Source organism: Sorangium sp. So ce321, assembly GCF_051530195.1.
Classification (GTDB): Bacteria; Myxococcota_A; Polyangia; order Polyangiales; family Polyangiaceae; genus Sorangium.
Window position 1 is genome coordinate 12,246,011 of sequence record NZ_CP150329.1, and the last position, 17,592, is coordinate 12,263,602.

Annotated in this window: 16 protein-coding genes and 1 pseudogene; 8 read left to right on the forward strand and 9 right to left on the reverse strand. The window is 71.9% G+C overall.

The genetic code is table 11. The features are described from left to right. Nucleotides 1-26: 26 nt before the first annotated feature. Entirely contained in the window at nucleotides 27-2,006 is a 1,980-nt protein-coding gene (nuoH, locus tag WME89_RS45390; protein WP_438005781.1) for an NADH-quinone oxidoreductase subunit NuoH, read from the reverse strand. Nucleotides 2,007-2,014: 8 nt separating this feature from the next. After that, nucleotides 2,015-2,794: pseudogene (locus WME89_RS45395) on the reverse strand (ABC transporter ATP-binding protein); the annotation flags it as partial. Between the two features lie 139 nt (nucleotides 2,795-2,933). On the opposite strand from WME89_RS45395, the gene WME89_RS45400 reads away from it, so the two are divergent. The 6 genes from WME89_RS45400 to folK all read left to right on the forward strand — a co-directional run bounded on the left by WME89_RS45400 (nucleotide 2,934) and on the right by folK (nucleotide 7,359). Beyond that, nucleotides 2,934-3,677: a polyhydroxyalkanoate synthesis regulator DNA-binding domain-containing protein gene (locus WME89_RS45400; protein WP_437657730.1), complete on the forward strand. Its 744-nt coding sequence runs from the start codon at nucleotides 2,934-2,936 to the stop codon at nucleotides 3,675-3,677. 33 nt (nucleotides 3,678-3,710) lie between these two features. Then, the gene (locus WME89_RS45405; protein WP_438005782.1) at nucleotides 3,711-4,397 is read left to right on the forward strand and encodes a sigma-70 family RNA polymerase sigma factor; all 687 of its coding nucleotides are present in this window, start codon (nucleotides 3,711-3,713) and stop codon (nucleotides 4,395-4,397) included. Then, the gene (locus WME89_RS45410) at nucleotides 4,394-5,266 is read left to right on the forward strand and encodes an anti-sigma factor family protein (RefSeq protein WP_438005783.1); all 873 of its coding nucleotides are present in this window, start codon (nucleotides 4,394-4,396) and stop codon (nucleotides 5,264-5,266) included. The genes WME89_RS45405 and WME89_RS45410 overlap by 4 nt, the downstream gene beginning before the upstream one ends. Nucleotides 5,267-5,331: 65 nt before the next feature. After that, nucleotides 5,332-6,294 carry a glutathione synthase gene (gene gshB, locus WME89_RS45415; RefSeq protein WP_437621064.1) on the forward strand — a complete coding sequence of 321 codons (963 nt, stop codon included), beginning with the start codon at nucleotides 5,332-5,334 and terminating at the stop codon, nucleotides 6,292-6,294. Nucleotides 6,295-6,450: 156 nt separating this feature from the next. Next, a complete protein-coding gene (locus tag WME89_RS45420; RefSeq protein WP_438005784.1) occupies nucleotides 6,451-6,735 on the forward strand; it encodes a hypothetical protein in 285 nt (94 codons plus the stop codon). A gap of 126 nt (nucleotides 6,736-6,861) precedes the next feature. Further along, complete coding sequence (gene folK, locus WME89_RS45425; protein ID WP_438005785.1) at nucleotides 6,862-7,359, forward strand: 2-amino-4-hydroxy-6-hydroxymethyldihydropteridine diphosphokinase; 498 nt, start codon at nucleotides 6,862-6,864, stop codon at nucleotides 7,357-7,359. 108 nt (nucleotides 7,360-7,467) lie between these two features. Here the strand turns inward: folK and WME89_RS45430 are convergent, their stop codons facing one another. The 3 genes from WME89_RS45430 to WME89_RS45440 are packed head-to-tail and all read right to left on the reverse strand — an operon-like array spanning nucleotide 7,468 to nucleotide 9,939. Beyond that, the gene (locus WME89_RS45430; protein WP_438005786.1) at nucleotides 7,468-8,034 is read right to left on the reverse strand and encodes a hypothetical protein; all 567 of its coding nucleotides are present in this window, start codon (nucleotides 8,032-8,034) and stop codon (nucleotides 7,468-7,470) included. Nucleotides 8,035-8,038: 4 nt separating this feature from the next. Continuing rightward, a complete protein-coding gene (locus tag WME89_RS45435) occupies nucleotides 8,039-8,821 on the reverse strand; it encodes a 3'-5' exonuclease (RefSeq protein WP_438005787.1) in 783 nt (260 codons plus the stop codon). Beyond that, nucleotides 8,818-9,939, reverse strand: a complete 1,122-nt coding sequence (locus WME89_RS45440; protein ID WP_438005788.1) for a DsbA family protein — start codon at nucleotides 9,937-9,939, stop codon at nucleotides 8,818-8,820. The genes WME89_RS45435 and WME89_RS45440 overlap by 4 nt, the downstream gene beginning before the upstream one ends. A 59-nt stretch (nucleotides 9,940-9,998) precedes the next feature. On the opposite strand from WME89_RS45440, the gene WME89_RS45445 reads away from it, so the two are divergent. Further along, nucleotides 9,999-10,787: a response regulator transcription factor gene (locus WME89_RS45445; protein WP_438005789.1), complete on the forward strand. Its 789-nt coding sequence runs from the start codon at nucleotides 9,999-10,001 to the stop codon at nucleotides 10,785-10,787. Nucleotides 10,788-10,814: 27 nt separating this feature from the next. Here the strand turns inward: WME89_RS45445 and WME89_RS45450 are convergent, their stop codons facing one another. Next, nucleotides 10,815-12,185, reverse strand: coding sequence for an OmpP1/FadL family transporter (locus WME89_RS45450; RefSeq protein WP_438005790.1), 1,371 nt, complete (start codon nucleotides 12,183-12,185; stop codon nucleotides 10,815-10,817). Nucleotides 12,186-12,361: 176 nt separating this feature from the next. On the opposite strand from WME89_RS45450, the gene WME89_RS45455 reads away from it, so the two are divergent. Next, on the forward strand, nucleotides 12,362-13,003 hold the full coding sequence (locus tag WME89_RS45455; RefSeq protein ID WP_438005791.1) for a hypothetical protein: 642 nt from the start codon (nucleotides 12,362-12,364) through the stop codon (nucleotides 13,001-13,003). A gap of 13 nt (nucleotides 13,004-13,016) precedes the next feature. Here the strand turns inward: WME89_RS45455 and WME89_RS45460 are convergent, their stop codons facing one another. From WME89_RS45460 to WME89_RS45470, 3 genes are all read right to left on the reverse strand, one after another. Continuing rightward, nucleotides 13,017-14,213, reverse strand: coding sequence for a metallophosphoesterase (locus WME89_RS45460; RefSeq protein WP_438005792.1), 1,197 nt, complete (start codon nucleotides 14,211-14,213; stop codon nucleotides 13,017-13,019). Between the two features lie 110 nt (nucleotides 14,214-14,323). Next, nucleotides 14,324-15,238 (reverse strand): hypothetical protein, encoded by a 915-nt coding sequence (locus WME89_RS45465; RefSeq protein WP_438005793.1) that lies wholly within the window; start codon nucleotides 15,236-15,238, stop codon nucleotides 14,324-14,326. A 256-nt stretch (nucleotides 15,239-15,494) separates the two neighbouring features. Continuing rightward, nucleotides 15,495-17,549, reverse strand: a complete 2,055-nt coding sequence (locus WME89_RS45470) for a hypothetical protein (protein WP_438005794.1) — start codon at nucleotides 17,547-17,549, stop codon at nucleotides 15,495-15,497. Nucleotides 17,550-17,592 lie beyond the last annotated feature (43 nt).

The following is a 17,592-nucleotide window of genomic DNA, read 5'->3' on the forward strand; positions in this document are numbered from 1 at the left end:
GGCCGAGGTGGCACCGCGGTTTGCTCTCACAGGAACGGATTCAGGTGGAGCGCGACCTTGGCCTGCCGCAGGTTGTACTGGACCCTGCGGATGAAGTGGATGAGCAGGTAGGCCCAGACGGCGAACGTGACCACGCTGATGACGAGCTGGACCGTCTTGCTGACGCCGATCACCATCCAGAGCGCCGTCAGGAGGAAGGCCCCGAACGAGAGCGGGACGAACCACTTCCAGCAGAGGTTCATCATCTGGTCGATCCGGACGCGCGGCAGCGTCCAGCGGATCCAGATGACGACGAAGACGAGGAGCCAGCTCTTCAGCAAGAAGAGGAAGACGCCGAGGAGCTGGAGCCCGAAGCTCGCCTCCTGCTGCGCCGGCGAGACGCCGGGGATCTGCCAGCCGCCGAGGAAGAGCGCGCTCGCGATGCCGCACATCACGAAGACGTTCGCCCACTCGGCGAAGAAGAAGAAGAGGTACCGCATCCCCGAGTACTCGGTCGAGTAGCCGGCGACGAGCTCGCTCTCCGCCTCGGGCAGGTCGAACGGCGCGCGGTTGCCCTCCGCGAGCGCCGTCGTGAAGTACAGGAAGAACAGCGCGAACGTGATCGGGTTGCGGAAGACGAACCAGTACCAAGGCCAGCCGCCCACGTCGAGGAACGAGGCCCCGGCGCCGCCCTGCGCGCCGATGATGTCCTGCAGGCGCAGCGAGCCGGTCATCATGACGATACACACGATCGCGACAGCGCCGGGGATCTCGTAGCTGATGATCTGCGCCGCCGAGCGGACGCCGCCGAGGAGCGACCACTTGTTGTTCGACGCCCAGCCGCCGGTCATGAGGCCGATGGTGACCAGCGAGGTCACGGCGATGACGAAGAGGATGCCGATGTCGAGGTCGGCCGCGATGAGGTACTGGCCGAACGGCATGACCACGAACGTGGCCGACACGCCGACGAAGACGAGGTAGGGCGCGAGCCGGAAGAGCGCCCTGTCGCTCTCGGCCGGGATGATGTCCTCCTTGAGGATCGACTTGATGCCGTCGGCGATCCACACGAGGAAGCCCTGCGGCCCGGCGCGGTTCGGCCCGATGCGCGACTGCATGCGCGCCGAGACGCGGCGCTCGACCCACGTGATGATCCCCGCGGTCGGCGCCATGAAGAGCAGGATGATCGCGGCGGCCACGCCGAGGAGGATCCCGGCGCCGAGCAGGTCGGTCGGCGCGCTCGCGTGGAACCCCTCGGTCGAGAGCTGGAGCTCGGTCGGCGCCGCGGCCCCCCGCCTGATCCCGATCGTCGACAGCCGCTCGTGGCCGCTCGGGATCGCGTCGCCCCGCGAGAGGACCTTCACGCCCTCGAAGCTCGTGATGACGTCGCCGGGGAGGATCTGCGCCCGGCTCGCGGGGCTCCCGTCGCGCACGGCCTTCACGACGAGCCCGCCGGCCGGGGGCGACTCGGCCGCGACCTCGATGCCGAAGAACGCGAGCGCGCGCGTCCCCTCCTTCTCGCGCGCCTCGATGACGGCGCGCCGCGGCGTCGGCGGGATGAAGTCGATCGTGACGCCCCTCACCGTGCCGGCCACGGGGAGCGCCCCCGGCGTCGTCGCGGGGATCTCGACGACGACGTCCCCCTGGAAGGTCGTGTGCACCGCGTCGTCGCCGCGGCCGGCGAAGAGCGCCTGCAGCCCCTCGGAGAAGACCAGCGAGACCTTGTTGCTGCTGACCTGCGCGTCGTCGATCTCGATGCTCTGACCGGTGAGCGGCGCCTGGCCGGGGCGCCTCAGCGTCCCGCGGAACGTGACGACCGCCTCCTTCGCCTCCGCGGTGGGCAGGTTCGTCCCGAGGATCTCGATGCGATCGCCGAGGTCGACCTCGCGCGGCACGACGTCGATGACGCTCAGGAGCTCCGGCGCCGTCCTGCTCCGGCCGCAGCCGGCCGCGCCGAGGAGCGCGACGAGGGCCAGGAGGCACGGCAGCAGGCCGCGAGGGAGAGCTCTCCAGGGTGGAGATCCGCGCATGGCGCCGCTTATAAACCGCGCCGCTCAGGCGGTCGAGATTGCGGAGGATCGCACGGCCGGACGGGGAGGAAGTACCGGCTTCCGTCGAGCTCGTTCACCCCCACGTAGAGCTCTGCCTCGAACACGTCCTTGAGCCGCCGGTAGGTCATCACCTGCTCGACGGTGCCGTGCGCGACCAGCCGCCCGGCCTTGAGGAGCGCCACGCGGTCGGCGTACTGGGCGGCCGCGTTGAGGTCGTGCAGCACCGCGACGCAGGCGAGGCGCCGCTCGGCGACCTCCCGGCGCACGACCTCGTGGACCTCGATCGAGTGCCGGATGTCGAGGTGGGCCCCGGGCTCGTCGAGGATCAGCACCTGCGCCTCCTGCGCGAGGGCGCGGGCGATGGCGACCCGCTTCTGCTCGCCGCCCGAGAGCTCGGCCACCGGCCGCCCCGAGAGCTCCACGAGGTCGCACGCGCCGAGGGCCCGGGCGACCGCCTCCTCATCGCGGCCGGAGGCGCGCATCCAGGCCCCCTGGTGGGGCGCGCGGCCCATCATCACGACCTCGCGCACCGTGAACCCGGGCGTCGAGGCGATCCCCTGGGGCACGACCGCCACGCACCGCGCGATCGCCCGCCGGTCCATGCCGCCGAGCGGCCTCCCCAGCAGGGTCGCCTCCCCCCGCGCCGGCCGCAGGGCCCCGGAGAGGACCCGGACCAGCGTCGATTTTCCGGCGCCGTTCGGCCCGAGGACGGCGCAGAGCTCGCCCGCGCACACCTCCAGGCAGATCCCCTCCAGCGCCAGCCTCCCGGTGGGATAGCTCGCGGTCACGTCACGTAGCTCGATCGCCGGCTCCTGCACGCCTCCCCTTTTTATCGAGTGATATCGAGTGATCTTTCCTTGCGCGAGGTTTCTGGCAGTGGTCCAATCGACTCGAGGCGTAGAGGAGATGGAAACGGCGAAGGAGACCCTGGGAGGCGGCGGCGAGGTACCGCGTCGCGTTATTAAGCGCTACTCCAATCGGAAGCTCTACGACACGAAGGACAGTCGTTACGTCACCCTGCAGCAGATCGGGGAGATGGTCCGGGCTGGCGAAGAGGTCCAGATCATCGACAACGCGACCAAGGAGGACAAGACCGAGGTCACGCTGGCGCTGATCATCTCGGAGGATCTCAAGTCGCAGCCGCGCTCGGTTCCGCTCGGCACGCTGAGGGATCTGATCCAGGAGCGCGGCGAGCGGCTGCTGTCGCAGCTGCGCGAGGGGCCGATCGGCCGGCTCATCCCCGGCGCGGTCCCTGGAGAGGGCGGGGTGGCAGCGCCGGGGACGGCGCAGGCGCCCGCAGCTGAGCCCGCGGCCTCCGCGTCGCCGTCCCAGCCGCCCCCGGCGCTCGACGCGGACAGGTCGAGCCACGCGAAGGGGCGCCTGAGCGGCATCGTCGAGAGCTCGAAGCAGACGCTCGATCAGTGGCAGCAGGCGGTCGACGAGCGCGTCCTCTCGATCCTGCCGGGCCTCGGGCTCGTTCGGGATCTCCAGGCCGATGTCAAGCGCCTTTCGCAGCGTATTGACGAGCTGGAAGCGAAGCTCCAGGAACGCACGGGTGAACAGAGCGAGGGCACGGCTCCGCTCCAGGCTGGCTCCGTTGCGGATGAAGCCGCTGCCGAGGGTCAGGGGGGCGAGAGCAGGCCGGAATAGTACTGGCCGCTCCCCTGTTCCCCCGTCGATCCCATGCCGTTCTTCTTCAGCAAGAAACCTGCGTCCGTAGCGCAGGACCTGTCGTTATCCAGCAGTGAGGGAGGGCGCGCCGACGCCTTCGAGGTCGAGCTGCTCGGTCATCTGGACACGCTGTACGGCGTGAGCTGCCGGATGACCAAGAGCTCGACCGAAGCGGAGGATCTGGTCCAGGACACCATCGTCAAGGCGATGCGCGCCCGGGATCAGTTCGAGCCCGGCACCAACCTCAAGGCCTGGCTGCTCCGGATCCTCACGAACACGTTCATCAACCGGTACCGGCGCGGGGGCCTCGAGCGAGGCATCTTCGACGGCCCGGACGCCGAGCCGCTCACCGACGGGTGGGTCGGGGCGACGACGATGCGCGCGATGCGCGATCCGGAGACCCAGGCGCTCACGCCGCTCATCGAGGCGGAGGTGCAGCGCGCCCTCGACGAGCTGCCCGAGGAGTTCCGCCTGGCGGTGGTGCTGTCGGACATCGAGGAGCTCTCCTACAAGGAGATCGCCGAGGCGATGGGCTGCCCGATCGGCACGGTGATGTCGCGGCTGCACCGGGGCCGCAAGCTCCTCCAGAAGACGCTGCGCGAGCACGCTGTCCTGATGGGCATCGTCAGCGACGACGCCGCAAAAGAGGCGCCTGCCGACCTGGACGCGTACCGCAAGCGGAAGCGGGGTGTCGCATGAGCGCCGCGAAGTCGATCGAGAGCTGCGCGCAGTTCGAGTACGCGCTGTCGGCCTACGTCGACGGCGAGCTGGACCCGGATCACGCGGTCGACCTCGAGTCCCACCTCGTCCAGTGCCCGCCGTGCTTCGAGCAGGTGAAGCTGCTGCGCTCGCTGCGGGCGAGCCTCAGGCGGTCGAAGCCGCCGGAGTGTCCGAACGCGCTGCGGGCGCGCATCGCCGCCGCCATCGCGCACGAGCACGCGCGCGGGGCGGCGCGCGAGGCGGCGCAGTCGTTCGAGGCGAGGCCGCGCCTCATGCACAAGGGGTACGCGGCGGCGCTCGCCGTGGCCGCGGGCGTCGTGTTCATGGTGGGCGTGACGCGTCAGCGGGCCGCCGCGCCGGACGCCCCGAAGGAGACCGCGAAGGTGGAGCTCGACGCGGCGCGCGCCGAGAGCGTCGAGATCCTGCTCGACGATCTCGTCACGCAGCACGCGCAGCCGCTGCCGCCGGAGACGACCAACCCGGAGGACCTCCCGCGCTTCGATCCGTTCGTCGGCGTGCCGGTCCGCAGGCCGGAGTTCCAGTCGATGCCGGTGAACTTCATGGGCGCCCGTGTGCACACGATGCGCGATCGGCGCGCCGCGCTGCTCCAGTACATCGTCCGGGGCAACCACCGCGTGACGGTGTACCTCTTCAACTCGCGCGCGGTCCCCGTGCAGAAGGCGCAGCCGATCCTCCAGCCGCGCGTCGTGCGCGAGCGCCCCGTCTACGTGGGCATGATCAACGGCTACTCGGTCGTGGCCGCCGAGCGCAGCGGCGTCGGTTACGCGCTCGCCTCGGACCTCGGCGACGACCTCAGCACGCAGCTCGTCCTCGCTGCGATGCAGTGACGGCGCCCGCCTGAGCGGGCGTCGTCCTCCCCTCCCCTCGACCCCCACAACCCACGAGAGACCGCATGCGCTTCGTCTTCGTCATGGATCCGCTGAGCCGCGTGGCGCACGACAAGGACACGTCGTTCGCCTTCATCCGCGCGGCGCAGGCGCGCGGACACGAGAGCTACCACTGCTTGCCGCGCGACCTCTCGGTCGAGGGCGGCGAGGCGCACGCCTCGGCGACCCCGGTCATCATCGGCGACGCGCCCCCGTTCATCTCGCTCGACCTCGCGGGGGGCCCGCGCCGGCTCCGCCTCGCGGACGTCGACGTGATCTTCATCCGCAAGGACCCGCCGTTCGATCGCAGCTACCTCTACGCGACGTTGCTCCTGGAGCGCGCGCGGCGCTGCCCGCTCATCGTGAACGACCCGCGCGGGCTGCGCGACGCCAACGAGAAGCTCTACGCGCTGAACTTCCCGGAGTGGACGCCGAAGACGCTGGTCACCGCCGATCGCGAGCAGATCCACGCGTTCGTGCGCGCCCTCGGCGGCACGGCGGTGATCAAGCCGCTCGACGGCGCTGGCGGCCTCGGCGTGCTGCAGATCAGCGAGCGCGACAAGAACGCGCGCGCCATCGCCGACATGATGACGAGCGAGGGGCACCGCCTCGTGATGGTCCAGGAGTACCTCCCCGCCGTCGTCGAGGGCGACAAGCGCGTGCTGCTGCTCGACGGCGAGCCGCTCGGCGCCATCCTCCGGGTGCCGCGCGACGACGATCACCGATCGAACATCCATGTGGGCGGGCGCGTGGTCTCGACGGAGCTGACGGCGCGCGAGCGCGACCTCGTCCGCGCGGTCGCGCCTCGCCTGCGCGCCGACGGCCTCCACTTCGTCGGCCTCGACGTGATCGGCGAGCGCCTGACCGAGGTGAACGTCACGAGCCCGACAGGCATCCAGGAGCTCGGGCGCTTCCTCGGCTCGGATCCCGCGGACAGGGTGATCGCCTGGGCCGAGGAGCGGGCGCGCGGCCGGGCCGCGCGCGCATGACGCTCGCCCCCGGGCGTCGGTAAGTTGGCCCGGAGGCCCGGTCTCTGCGAAGGCTCCCCCATGGGCGAGTCATTCGAGCGATGTGCCGTATGTGAAGATCGCGAGCTGGACGGCCGGGAGACCGGGGCGTCCGGGGATGCTCGCGCGAGGACGCGGATGGCACGCGTGGTCATCCAGGGGCGCTCGCTGAGCCTGTGCCGACCGCACGCGGCGACCGTGGCCGCCGCCATGCCGGAGACGTTCGAGGAGATGCGCGCCCTGTTCGTCGGCCTCCAGCGCGTCGGGCTCCAGCGCGTCGGGCTGTCGGCGCAGGGCGATCCGTCCATCGAGCGCCGCTCTCCGATCGAGCGCCGCAGCCCCGAGGACCGGCGCGTCTTTCCCCCGCGGCCGGAAGGCCGGCGGCTCGGCGGCGGGCGCCGCGCCAGCGATCCGCGGGAGTGATCGCGCAGCTCGCGCCGACCTCCGCGCGGCGCTCGGCTCGCGCAGCTCGATCCTCGCCGCGCGGGGCTCGCTGATCTCGCGACGCAGCGCCGCGAGCTGCCTCGGGCTGCGTGGTAGGTTTCCACCATGAGGTCCCATCGACGCGTGGTCATCGGGCTGGGGTCGAGCCTGGGCGATCGCCTGGGGACGATCCGCGCGGCCATCGCGGCGCTCGGCGCCGATCCCGATCTCGACGTGGTCCGCGAGTCGTCGCGCTACGAGTCACCGCCTGCGGGCGGCCCGCCGCAAGGCGATTACGTGAACGCCGCAGTGCTCGTGGCCACGTCGCTGCCCGCGCGCCAGATCCTCGATCGGACGCTCGCCGTCGAGCGCGCGCTCGGGCGGACGCGCCCGGATCCGGTGCGGTGGGGGCCGCGCACGATCGACCTGGATCTGCTCTGGATCGAGGGCGAAGCCGTCGCCGAGCCGGATCTCGAGGTGCCGCACCCGCGGCTCTGCGAGCGCGTCTTCGCGCTGAGGCCGCTGCTCGACGTGGCGCCTGACGCGCGCGACCCGCGCACGGCCCTCGCGTACGCCTCGCTGCCCGAGGCGAGCGCGCCCATTCACCGGATCGATCCGATCTGAACGGCGCGAGCCCCGCTCCGATCTGAACGGCGCGAGCTCCGATCTGAACGGCGCGAGCTCCGATCTGAACGGCGCGAGCCCTGCTCCGGACCGAACGGCGCGCGACGTTCAGCTCGGGCGAGGCGACCCAGCGGAGCGGGCGCGAAGGCCGGCGCTGCCGCCCGCGTACGACGCCGCGCTGCCGATCGCGACCATGACGACCAGCAGCAGCGCCCACACCAGTACGCCCGCCGGCGCGCCCTCGGCGAGGGCGAGCGCCCAGGCGAGCGTCGCGACCACCGCCCCGCTCGCGGCCGCCTCGCGCCGCCCGGCGCGCCCGCCGAACCGCCCCACGAGGTAGCCCCCGGCGACGCCGGCGAGCGCGAACGCGACCACGTTGAGCCCCACCATCGCGAGCCGCACCGAGGTCGGCGCCTCGGCGTCCCCTGCCCGCTCGAGCATCCGGCGCAGCAGCGTGTTCACGAGGCCCGCGAGCGGCAGCCACGCGATGAACATCGCCACCGTCCCGAGCGCGACCCAGTGCCACGGCGGGCGGTCTTCGCCCTCGTCGTCGCCGCTGCTCTGCAGCACGGGGAGCCTGCGCTTCTCCGGTCCTGGCGTCGCGCCGCGAGGAGGCGCCGCGCCCGTCGCGCCGCTGCCAGCGAGCGGGAGGCGTCGCTTCGGTCCGTCGACCATGACGTCAGCTGGGCTTCGAGGTCGGCGGCACGACGGCGGCGGCGGCAGGAGCCTTTCGCCAGAGCTTCCGCGCTTCGTCCTGCAGGCGGACGAGCCGCCGCTGCTCCTGGATCAGGCCGCCGTAGGCGCGGGGCACCCGCGGATCCTTCGCCAGCGCGTAGAGCACCTGGAGCGCTGCCTCGGCGTCATCCGTCGCGCGGTGCGCCTTGTCCAGCGTGATCCCGAGCCGCGCGGCCATGTCACCGAGGGCCCGGCTCTCCTCGTTCTTGTAGAGCTCGCGGGCGAACGTGAGCGGGTCGATCCAGTCGACCTCCCGCCGCATGGCGGGCGGCGGCTCGCGCGGGCGCATGCCCACGCGGTCGAGCTCGGCGAGGATGAACGAGCGGTCGAAGGAGGCGTTGTATGCCGCGGGGATCGCGCCCTTGAAGCAGGCGAGGATCTCTTCCGCGACCTCGGCGAACGACGGCTTGCCCTCGACGTCCGCGTCCTTGATCCCGTGGATGGCGGTGCTCTCCGCGGGGATCGGTCGCCCCGGATGGATGAGCCAGTTGTAGCGGGTCAAGATCTCCCCGGCGCGGCCGATGACGATGCCGAGCTCAATGATCCTGTCCCCCGCGGGGTCGCGCCCCGTCGTCTCGACGTCGATGAAGGCGATGGGCTGGTCGATCCAGGCGCTGCCCGCGTCGATCTCGGAGGCGACGCCGACGGCGCGCACCTTGAGCAGGTGCGCGATCCCAGGGTAGTGCCGGCCCGTCGGGAAGCAGCCGCACGGGTCGGCGACCTTCAAGGCTTCCTCGGCTGGGCGGGCTGGGCCGGTCCGGCAGAGGGCGCCGGGCGCGCCGCGCCGCTGCCCGCGGCGGGCGCCGCGCTGGCAGCGGGCGTCGCGCTGGCGGCGGGCGTCGCGCTGGCGGCGGGCGTCGCGCCGGCGGCGGGCGTCGCGCTGGCCGAAGCGGGCGCGTCGGTCGCGCCCGGCTGGGCGCCGACCGGCTTCGGCGGCGCAGGACGCGGCGTCTGGCCGAGGAGCTCCAGCTCGACCTTCACCCACTCCTCGAGATCTTCGGGCGGGTTCGTCAGGAGCTGCAGGTTGACCTCGCGGCCGTTGATGAAGACGAGGGGCGTCCCCTCGAGGCCGACCTCTTCCGCCTGCTTCTTGTCCTTGTCGATGCGCGACTTGGTCTCGGTCGAGACGAGGTCGGCGCGGAATTTCACTGGATCGAGCTTGAGCCGCTGCGCGTAGCGCTCGATGTCCGCCTGCTCCAGCCGCTCCTGGTTCTCGAACAGGAGGTGGTGCATCTCCCAGAACTTGCCCTGGTTGAGCGCGGCGACCGCCGCGCGGGCAGCGGGCTCCCCGTGGACGTGCGCCGAGAGCGGGTAGAACTTGAAGACCAGCCGCACCTGCCCGTCGAAGCGCTTCACGAGCTCCTCGAGCACCGGCGACATGAGCTTGCAGAACGGGCACTCGAAGTCGGCCCACTCGACGATCGTGACCGGCGCGTCCGGCGGCCCCATGTCGGGCGAGCCGTCGGTGGCGAGCGTCCGGACCTTGTTCGCGTCGAAGCGCATGTGGAACGCGTCCTCGCGCTCCTTCTTCGACCGGCCTTCCTTGACCTGCTTGAGCAGGAGCTGTGCGGCAGGAAGGCACGCCTTGCATGGCCGCTGCTCCTTCACGCACTGCGCGATGCTCACGGGCGTGTCCGGACAGGGGGAGAGGAGCTCCGAGACCTGGGCGGCCCACTCTCGCCGCTCGCGGGGCGTGAGCGAGGAGGTGTCCACGCCGGCGAGCGAGACCGATACCTCCGGGCTCGGGGCCGGTTTGGGCTCGTTCGAAGCAGAATTCCCAGGACAGCCCGTGACGCTGATCGAGAACAGCGCGAGGAGCGGCGGCATCCAGCGCAGGAATGACATCGCGGCGCGAGCTTAGTCGGACCCTTTGCGAGATGCTAGCGCGGGTGTAGCGTCACGGCGTGCGGAGCGTCCTCTACCGCTTCCCGGATCTGCAACAGTTCGAGCAAATTGTGTGCAGCCCCGAGGAGGGCGACCTCGAGCTCGGGCTGCCCGCGGGGGAGGTCGTCGCCGATGGCGAGTGGGTGCTCGCCATCTTCGAGCTGGGCGAAAACCGCCGCGCGACGTCGGCGGCGGCGTGCGCCTCCGTCTCGCCGGAGGGCGCGCGGCTCACGTTCGAGCCTCGCGACTGGCGCCGCCTCGCCCACTTCGCTCAGACGGAGGCGACCCGCCCGGGGTCCATCCCCGACACCGACGCGGCCGCTCTCCCGCTCGCCGCCGGCGAGGCCCGACCCGCCGCGCCCCCGCGCGCCGGCCCGGCGGTCCGGGCGCCCTCGCAGCCGGCGCCGCCTCCGCAGGGCGGCAAGGGCGCGCGGGTCCTCGTCGTCGACGACGAGGCGCCCCTCCGCGAGCTGCTGTCGGCGATGCTCGAGGCGGTCGAGCTCGCCGTCGTCGCCGTCGCGAGCGCGGAAGAAGCGCTGGAGCTCGTCCGCGGCTCGGCGTTTCAGCTCGTGGTCCTCGACTGGAACCTCCCGAGGATGACCGGCATCGAGCTCTGCCGGACGCTGCGGCAGGAGCCCGGGCTCCGCGAGCTGCCCGTCCTCTTCCTGACCGCGAACGCCTCGTCGCAGGACATGGTCCACGCCTTCGCCAGCGGCGCCGACGATTACATGGTGAAGCCTTTCCGCGCCCCCGAGCTCAGGGCGCGCATCTTCAGCCTGCTCCGCCGCTCCCGGCGCGGCGCCTCCTGACGCGGCGGCGCGCCAGCCCCGGCGCGCTCAGAAGCCGACGTCCACGTTGACGTTGAGCACGCCGATCGTCTGCGCGTAGAGCCCACCGGAGTCTGGAGCCCTCGAGTTGCCCGCCAGGCCCGCGGTGATGCTCTTTCCGGTCGTGTCCCGGCTGGCGTAGAAGAGGTGCGTGTAAGACGCCCCGACGTGCAGCTGCTTCGTGATCTCGAAGCGCCCCCCCACGGCGAACGAGACGTCGTGGAAGTCCGTGGCCGACGGGTCCAGGGTCTCTTCAGGGACAGCGTTGGAGTCGTACCCGACGCCGCCGAAGAGCTCGACCGCGGGCTTCGGCCAGTAGCTGACGCCCCCGCGCACGCCGAACGTGTCGTTCCAGCGGCGGGCGATGTTCTGCACCACGCCGGCCGGATCGGCGGCGGAGCCGTCGCTCCTGATCTCGCACGCCGCGCCCACCTGGGTGAGGCACTGGTTCTCCATCGAGCTCCACCGCGTCCAGTCGCCGAAGAGCCGGACCTCCAGGCGCTCCGCCGGGACGAAGCGGGCGCCGAGGCGCACGATGTCCGGCAGCCCCTGGTGGAGCTCGACGTCGTCCGGAGCGCTCGACACGCCGTTGAAGCGGTTGGTCAGCGTGCCTTCGAGCGTCTCTCCTCCCGTGACGTTCGGGCGCGACTGGTACGACGCGCCGACCCAGAGCTTCTCCGGCACCGCCTCGACCAGCGCGCCGACGCCGAAGCTCGCGTGCAGCCCGCTCACCTCGAGCAGCGAGCGCCCCTCGGTCGCAAGGAGGTTGTCGCCGGAGGCGTTGCGGGCGCGGACGGTGTTCACCTGAGTCCGGATCAGGTTCCCCGAGACGCCGAGGCTGAGCCGGAGCGCCGGGATCCTTGTCGCCGCGGCGAGCGTGAAGAACATCGCCTGGAGCGAGGACTCGATGGAGTGCCAGCGCTGCACGCCGTCGACCGGCCCGGCGAGATCGCGATTGCCCTCGAAGGCGCCGTTCCTGTCCCAGGACGCCGCGCCGCCGAAGGGCACGTAGACGCCGGCGCCGAGCGCCAGGTCGCCGACCCTGGCCGACGCGCCGAGCATGGGCGAGGCGGCCACGTTGAGCAGGTCCGCCTCACCCGTGTTCGCCGCCGGCACCGTCACGTCGTCCGACGCCGCCGGCGCGTGCGCGTAGGAAGCGGCGCGCAGCGCGATGTTTCCGTCCAGGAACAGGTGAATCCCCTCGCTCTCGGCGAGGCCTGCGGGATTGTAATAAACGGCGGTCGGATTGCTGGTGATCGGGTTGCCGTGCTCGCCGCCGAAGCGCGCGGTCGCGAAGCCGCCGGCGAGCGCGGTCCCGGTCCAGACAAGGCCGCCGAGGAGGCCGGCGGAGAGCGCGAGACAGTGGCGGTGGGTGGGCATGGCCGGGTGTTCTCGGGTTCGGGGCGGAGGAATGCGGCGCCTGCGGCAGACCCGCGTGGTAGGGTGTGCACCACCTGCCAGCTCGCGGGACGTTCGACCGATCGAGTCAAATGTCACCTTTCGCACGGTGTCAAATGCTTTTCTCCCGCTCCATCCGGACAACGCTCGCCTCTTTGGTGGCCCTCCCGTCCGCCTCGCTCCTCCTCGGGTGCGCCGATCCGGAGGGCAGATTCGATGACTTCCAGGCTCGCGACACGACGATCCGTGAAGAGCAGGCCAGCGGCGTAGGCGGCAGCGACGGAAGCGGTGGTGGCGGGGGCGGCGGCAGCTGTCTGCCGGAGGCAGGCGCTCCCGACGGCGACTTCTTGTTCAGCCTCTCGGCGTATCTCAACCCACAGGCCCCCATCGTCTTCCTGAGCACGCTGACCAGCGAGGCGCGCGACGACGGCCTGAGCATCTCGCTGAGCTTCCAGGCGCTGGAGGCCGCCGATCGCAAGACGCCCACGGGCACGCCGGTCGATGTGGGTCCTTATGAGGTGTCCGCCGACGGGCAGTTCACCGCGGAGCTGCCGACAATCGTGGTGCCTGGCAACGCCAACCCCATCTCGGGCAGCGAGCTCGAGGCCACCATCACGCTGAGCGGCGCCCTCTGCGCGCCCGCCGACTTCGTCTGTGGCGACGTGACCGGCACCGTGACGAGGCCGCTCAGCCTCGATCTCAAGAGCTCGACGTTCGCCATGCAGCGCATCACCGATCCGGACAGCTACCCGGCGCCCATCATCAACTGCGCCAAGAAGCCAGCGCGCCCGCTCCCCTGATCGCCCGGCGGCGCTACGCCACGGCTTCCTTCGCGGCGTCGCCCTCGAGCTCGATCAGCGAGATCTCGGACGGCGCGCCGAGGCGCATCGGCGGCCCCCAGTAGCCGGTGCCGCGGCTCACGTAGATCTGCGTCTCACCGTGCGATGACAGCCCGGCCACGTAGGGCTGATCGAGCCGCACGAAGAGACCCCAGGGGAAGATCTGGCCGCCGTGCGTGTGGCCGCTGAGCTGCAGGCCGACCCCCTTCTCCGCGGCCTCCAGGATCTGCTTGGGTTGATGCGCGAGCAGCACGAGCTCCCGGGAAGGGTCCCGCCCATCGAGCGCGCGCGAGAGATCGGGGCCGTGGCCGCGGCCCATGCCGCGGGAGCTCCAGTCGTCCACGCCGGCCAGATCGAAGCTGTGCTCGCCGTCGCCGATCGAGACGCGCTCGTTGCGCAGCACCCTCACGCCGAGCCGGCGGAGCTCCGCCATCCACGCCTCGGCGCCGGAGTAGTACTCGTGGTTGCCCGTCACGAAGAAGACCCCGTGCCTGGCGCGCAGGGCGGCGAGCGGAGCCGTGTGCTCGCGGAGCTCTTCCACGGAGCCGTCGACGAGGTCTCCCGTGATCGCGATGAGGTCCGGCTCGAGGGCGTTCACGCGCGCGACGACGCGCTCGAGCCACTCTCGTCCGATCGTCGGGCCGATGTGCAGATCGGTCAACTGGACCACGCGAAAACCCGACATCGCGGCGGGGAGGCGGCGGAGGCGGACGCGCACCGGGCGGACCGCGACCTCGCCGAGGGCGCTCGCGGCGCCGGCGAAGCCGAGGCCGACGGCGAGCGCCCCGACCGCGCCCGCGATGGCGCGCGAGAGGAACGTGCGGCGGTCGCTGTCGAGCGGCTGGCTCAGGAGCGCCGTGACGCCGTGGGCGCCGAGGCGGACGAGCTCCGAGGTCAGCAGGAGGAAGAAGAGCAGGACGGCCAGCCCGACCCACGTGTAGACGACGCTGGCCACGACGCCGCCGATGTGCCGGGGGAGCGCGCGGGTGACGAAGAGGCCGACCGGCACCAGCAACGCGAGCACGACGAGGACAACGCTGCCGACGCGGTGCCAGACCGGGCCGAGCTCGGGCGCGCGGATCAGGCGCTGCCAGAGGTAGTAGTGAACGCCGGCCACGATGGCGCTGAAGATGCCGATGAAAAGAATGAACGAGAGGAGGGGACGCTGCACGCGTCCAGCATGACCACGGCAGCGCGCGCTCGCCGCCCCGATCCACGACGGGGCGGGACTCGCCAACAATTTTTAACGAGCGCCGTGGCGGGCCGGAGGCGCGCAGCCCCCTAGGACGTGCTGACGCACACGCCGAACCCGGCAGGGTAGACCGCGCTGCCGCCCTGGCACTTGGCGTTCGTACCGCAGTCCTGCGCCCCGCCGTCGACCCGGCAGAGCTGCTTGCACTGATTCGTCAGCATCGAGCAGACGAACCCGGGCGCGCACGGGCAAACCTCGTCGGCCCGCCCGACCCCCGGCGCCACGCAGCTCGTCGTCCCGTCCTCGCGGACGATCGTGCAGGTGAGGCCTGCGGGGCAGGCGCTGTCGTTCAGGAGCTCGCAATTCACCGCGGGAACACAGACCGGGATCGGGACCGGATCGCTCCCCTCGACGACCGACTCGGCCATGGGCCGCTCATCGCAGTACGTTCCCGGCGCGCAGCCCTCGACGTTCCCGCAGCAGTACTGCCGGCACACGCCGCCCTCTCCGTCGAGCGCCGCGCAGCCCAGCCCGAAAGCGCAGTCCGAGCCCCGGTGGCAGGGGCCGCCCGCCGCGAAGCGGCCCACCGGCTGGCAGCTCGGGGCCGCGTCGCCGTCGACCAGCGTCAGCTGGCAATGCAGCGTCTGTGGTGAGGGCCCCCCCGTGCCCGAGCTGCCCTCCGCGCTGTCGCCCGACGCGCACTCGGTCGGATCACCCCCTGGCGTGCAGCCCTCGCCGCACAGGTGCGCGAAGCGCGTGTAGGGGTCCGGCGCCCCCGCGGGCGCGGGGATGTTGAAGTCCTCCTCCACGGCGCCGCCGCCGCCGCCGGAGCTCACGAACGGAGGGGTGCCGCCGGACCCAGCCGACACGACCCCGCCGATGTCGTCCACGGACCCCACTGCGCCATCGCCGCCGCTGTCCGCGTCGGCGCTCCCGCACGCGGAGGCCGCGGCGATCGAGATCGCCGCGAGACAACAAAACAGCAGAGCACGGGGGGGGCTCATTCCAGGATCACCAGAAAAGAGCAAGCGGAGTGAACGTATCATGTCCCCTTTCGGTATCCATGGAATGTGCCGGACCGGTGTGTCGTCCCGGGATGATGGCACCAACGCAGGTGAGGCGCTGCGATGCGTGCCGCGCGGGCGCACGCGGGACGCAGCGACGCCTCCCTCGCCCGCGCTCCTGGCGCAAGCATGACGGCGGTGTCGTGCCGGACGCTGCGCGCGGGCGCGCCCGGCGCAAAGCGGCGCGTGACGGCGCCTACCGCGCCTCGACGTCGCGCGTGACCACGTTGCCCGCGCTGTCGTAGGCGCGCACCGCGAGCAGGTGCGAGCCGGGCGGCACGACCGTGCCGAGGTCGGCGTCGAACGGCTCGGCCGGCTCATCGAAGATGCCGTCGCTCGGGAAGATGGGGCGCCACTCCTCGAGGCCAGCGATCGACACCTCGACGCGCGCGACAGGGCCGAGGCCGTCCACGACCTCGCCCGTGAGCCGGCGCCCCTGCAGCGCCAGCGTCCGGAACACCGGCGGCGTCGTGTCGACCAGGATGGTGCCCGACTCGAGGCTGTGGCGCTGCGTGCGCTCCGGCGGGTTCGCCAGCTCGTCGCTCGCCTCGACGAGGATGCGGTACTCGCCTTCGGGGAGGGCGGTCGTGTCCCATACATGCTCGGCGCGTGTCACCTTCTCGCCCGGCTTCAGCATGTTGCGCCATGTCTTCTGGCCCTCCATGCGGTAGGAGAGGCGGTAGCGCAGGTCGTCCTGGTCCGGGTTGTCGACCTTCCACGTGAGCTGGAGCGAGCTCACCGGCTTCGGCGCCTCCCCGCCCGACGGCGGGAGGCTCGCGCGCGGGGGCTTCGTCTGCCCCTTCGGCGCGGCCTCGATCGAGGTGACCACGGCGCGCGCGTTGTCGGTGACGAACGCGAGCTTCACCTCGCGGAGCACGGCGCCAGGATCCCGGCTCCAGCGCCCGCGGATTTGCACGAAGCGCGCCGGCGGGCTCTTCGTGTCCCCCGGCGCGGCGAGCGCAGGGGACCAGGGGCTCCAGGTGCTGTCCGGCGTGTCGGTGTTCCCGGTCCGGGTCTCGAGCTCCAGCGCGCCGTCGGAGCGCCACGTCAGGCGCCCGAACGTGGCCCGCAGCCCGGCGTCGAGCACCTTGCTCGTCCACACCGCCGAGGCGCCGCCGACGCCCTTCACCTCGTGGAAGACGGCGGGATCGGTGGTGGCGACGAACCGGCGCTGCCCGGCCATCACGAAGGCGCCGACCTGGCGCTCGTCGGTGTCGGCGACGAGCCGCGCGACGTGGTTGTCGCTCACGGTGTAGAGCTGGCCTTCCGCGCCGGTGCCGACGAACGGCATCAGATCGTCGCCGAGGCCGAGCGAGACATAGTGGGTCTCGTCGTCGCTCATCATCCGCTCCGCGACGCCGCTCCGATCGAAGCGCACGAGCAGGCCCTTGCCGGGCTTCTGCGCGCGCGCCGGCTGCGGGGACGGCGGCCCGCTCCGGTTGCGCTTCGGGGGCGCGAACGCCTCGACGTACTTGTTCGCGATCGCGTAGACCGCGCCGCCCTTCGCGCCCGGCGCGACGGCGATGGCCTTCACGTCGTCGGCGTCGAAGTCGTGGAGCACTGTCGCGCGCCCGGGCGCCGTGAGCCTGTAGAGGAGCGCCTTGCCGTTCGAGCCGGCGTAGACGGCGCCGTCGTCCGCGACCGCGACGCTCACGAGGTGCGGCTCGTCGCTGTCGAAGTACACCTGCGCCTTGCCCGCCGCGTCGATGCGGAACAGCTTCCCGTCCGGGCCGGTCGCCGCGTAGAGCGCCTTCGCCCTGGGGTCGTAGGCGAGGCCCCAGACGTCCTCGGTCTGCGGGAGCTCGGCGAAGAGCTTCGCCGGGCCGCCGTTGCCGGCGCCGCGCGGCAGGCGGTAGAGCTTGCCCTCCGGGAACGTCCCCGCGATGACGTCGCCGTCGAACGCGAGCGCGAGCGCGCTGACCGCCATCTGCCCGGTCGTGGCCGCGACCGCCACCCGGCCATTCGAGACGCTGTAGATCTTCCCCTCGTTGCCCGTCCCGAGCAGCACCGTCCCGTCGGGCAGCACCGCGGAGCTCCAGACGGACGTCGCGTCCGGCAGCGGCGTCGCGCCGAGCGTCAGGCCGGCGCGCACGTTGCCGTTCGAGTCCACGCTGACCCCGGTGAGATCCCCGTCCTTGAGGTCCTCGAGCGATCGGAGCTCGAAGGTGCGCGTGCCCACCGCGTGGGCCGGGACGGCCACGAGCCCGGCGGCGGCGACCGCCGCGACGAGGAACCGGCGCAGGGAGGGCAAGGCGTGAGGGCGTGACGATCGGGGATGGGCAGGAGAGCGCGTG

Excerpts from the sequence above, each read along its gene's own strand:
- WME89_RS45420 (WP_438005784.1), top strand. The coding sequence starts at position 6,451 with ATGGCACGCGTGGTCATCCAGGGGCGCTCGCTGAGCCTGTGCCGACCG.
- WME89_RS45465 (WP_438005793.1), bottom strand. The coding sequence starts at position 15,238 with ATGAGCCCCCCCCGTGCTCTGCTGTTTTGTTGTCTCGCGGCGATCTCG.
- WME89_RS45430 (WP_438005786.1), bottom strand. The coding sequence starts at position 8,034 with ATGGTCGACGGACCGAAGCGACGCCTCCCGCTCGCTGGCAGCGGCGCG.
- gshB (WP_437621064.1), top strand. The coding sequence starts at position 5,332 with ATGCGCTTCGTCTTCGTCATGGATCCGCTGAGCCGCGTGGCGCACGAC.
- folK (WP_438005785.1), top strand. The coding sequence starts at position 6,862 with ATGAGGTCCCATCGACGCGTGGTCATCGGGCTGGGGTCGAGCCTGGGC.
- WME89_RS45410 (WP_438005783.1), top strand. The coding sequence starts at position 4,394 with ATGAGCGCCGCGAAGTCGATCGAGAGCTGCGCGCAGTTCGAGTACGCG.
- nuoH (WP_438005781.1), bottom strand. The coding sequence starts at position 2,006 with ATGCGCGGATCTCCACCCTGGAGAGCTCTCCCTCGCGGCCTGCTGCCG.
- WME89_RS45450 (WP_438005790.1), bottom strand. The coding sequence starts at position 12,185 with ATGCCCACCCACCGCCACTGTCTCGCGCTCTCCGCCGGCCTCCTCGGC.
- WME89_RS45440 (WP_438005788.1), bottom strand. The coding sequence starts at position 9,939 with ATGTCATTCCTGCGCTGGATGCCGCCGCTCCTCGCGCTGTTCTCGATC.
- WME89_RS45400 (WP_437657730.1), top strand. The coding sequence starts at position 2,934 with ATGGAAACGGCGAAGGAGACCCTGGGAGGCGGCGGCGAGGTACCGCGT.
- WME89_RS45405 (WP_438005782.1), top strand. The coding sequence starts at position 3,711 with ATGCCGTTCTTCTTCAGCAAGAAACCTGCGTCCGTAGCGCAGGACCTG.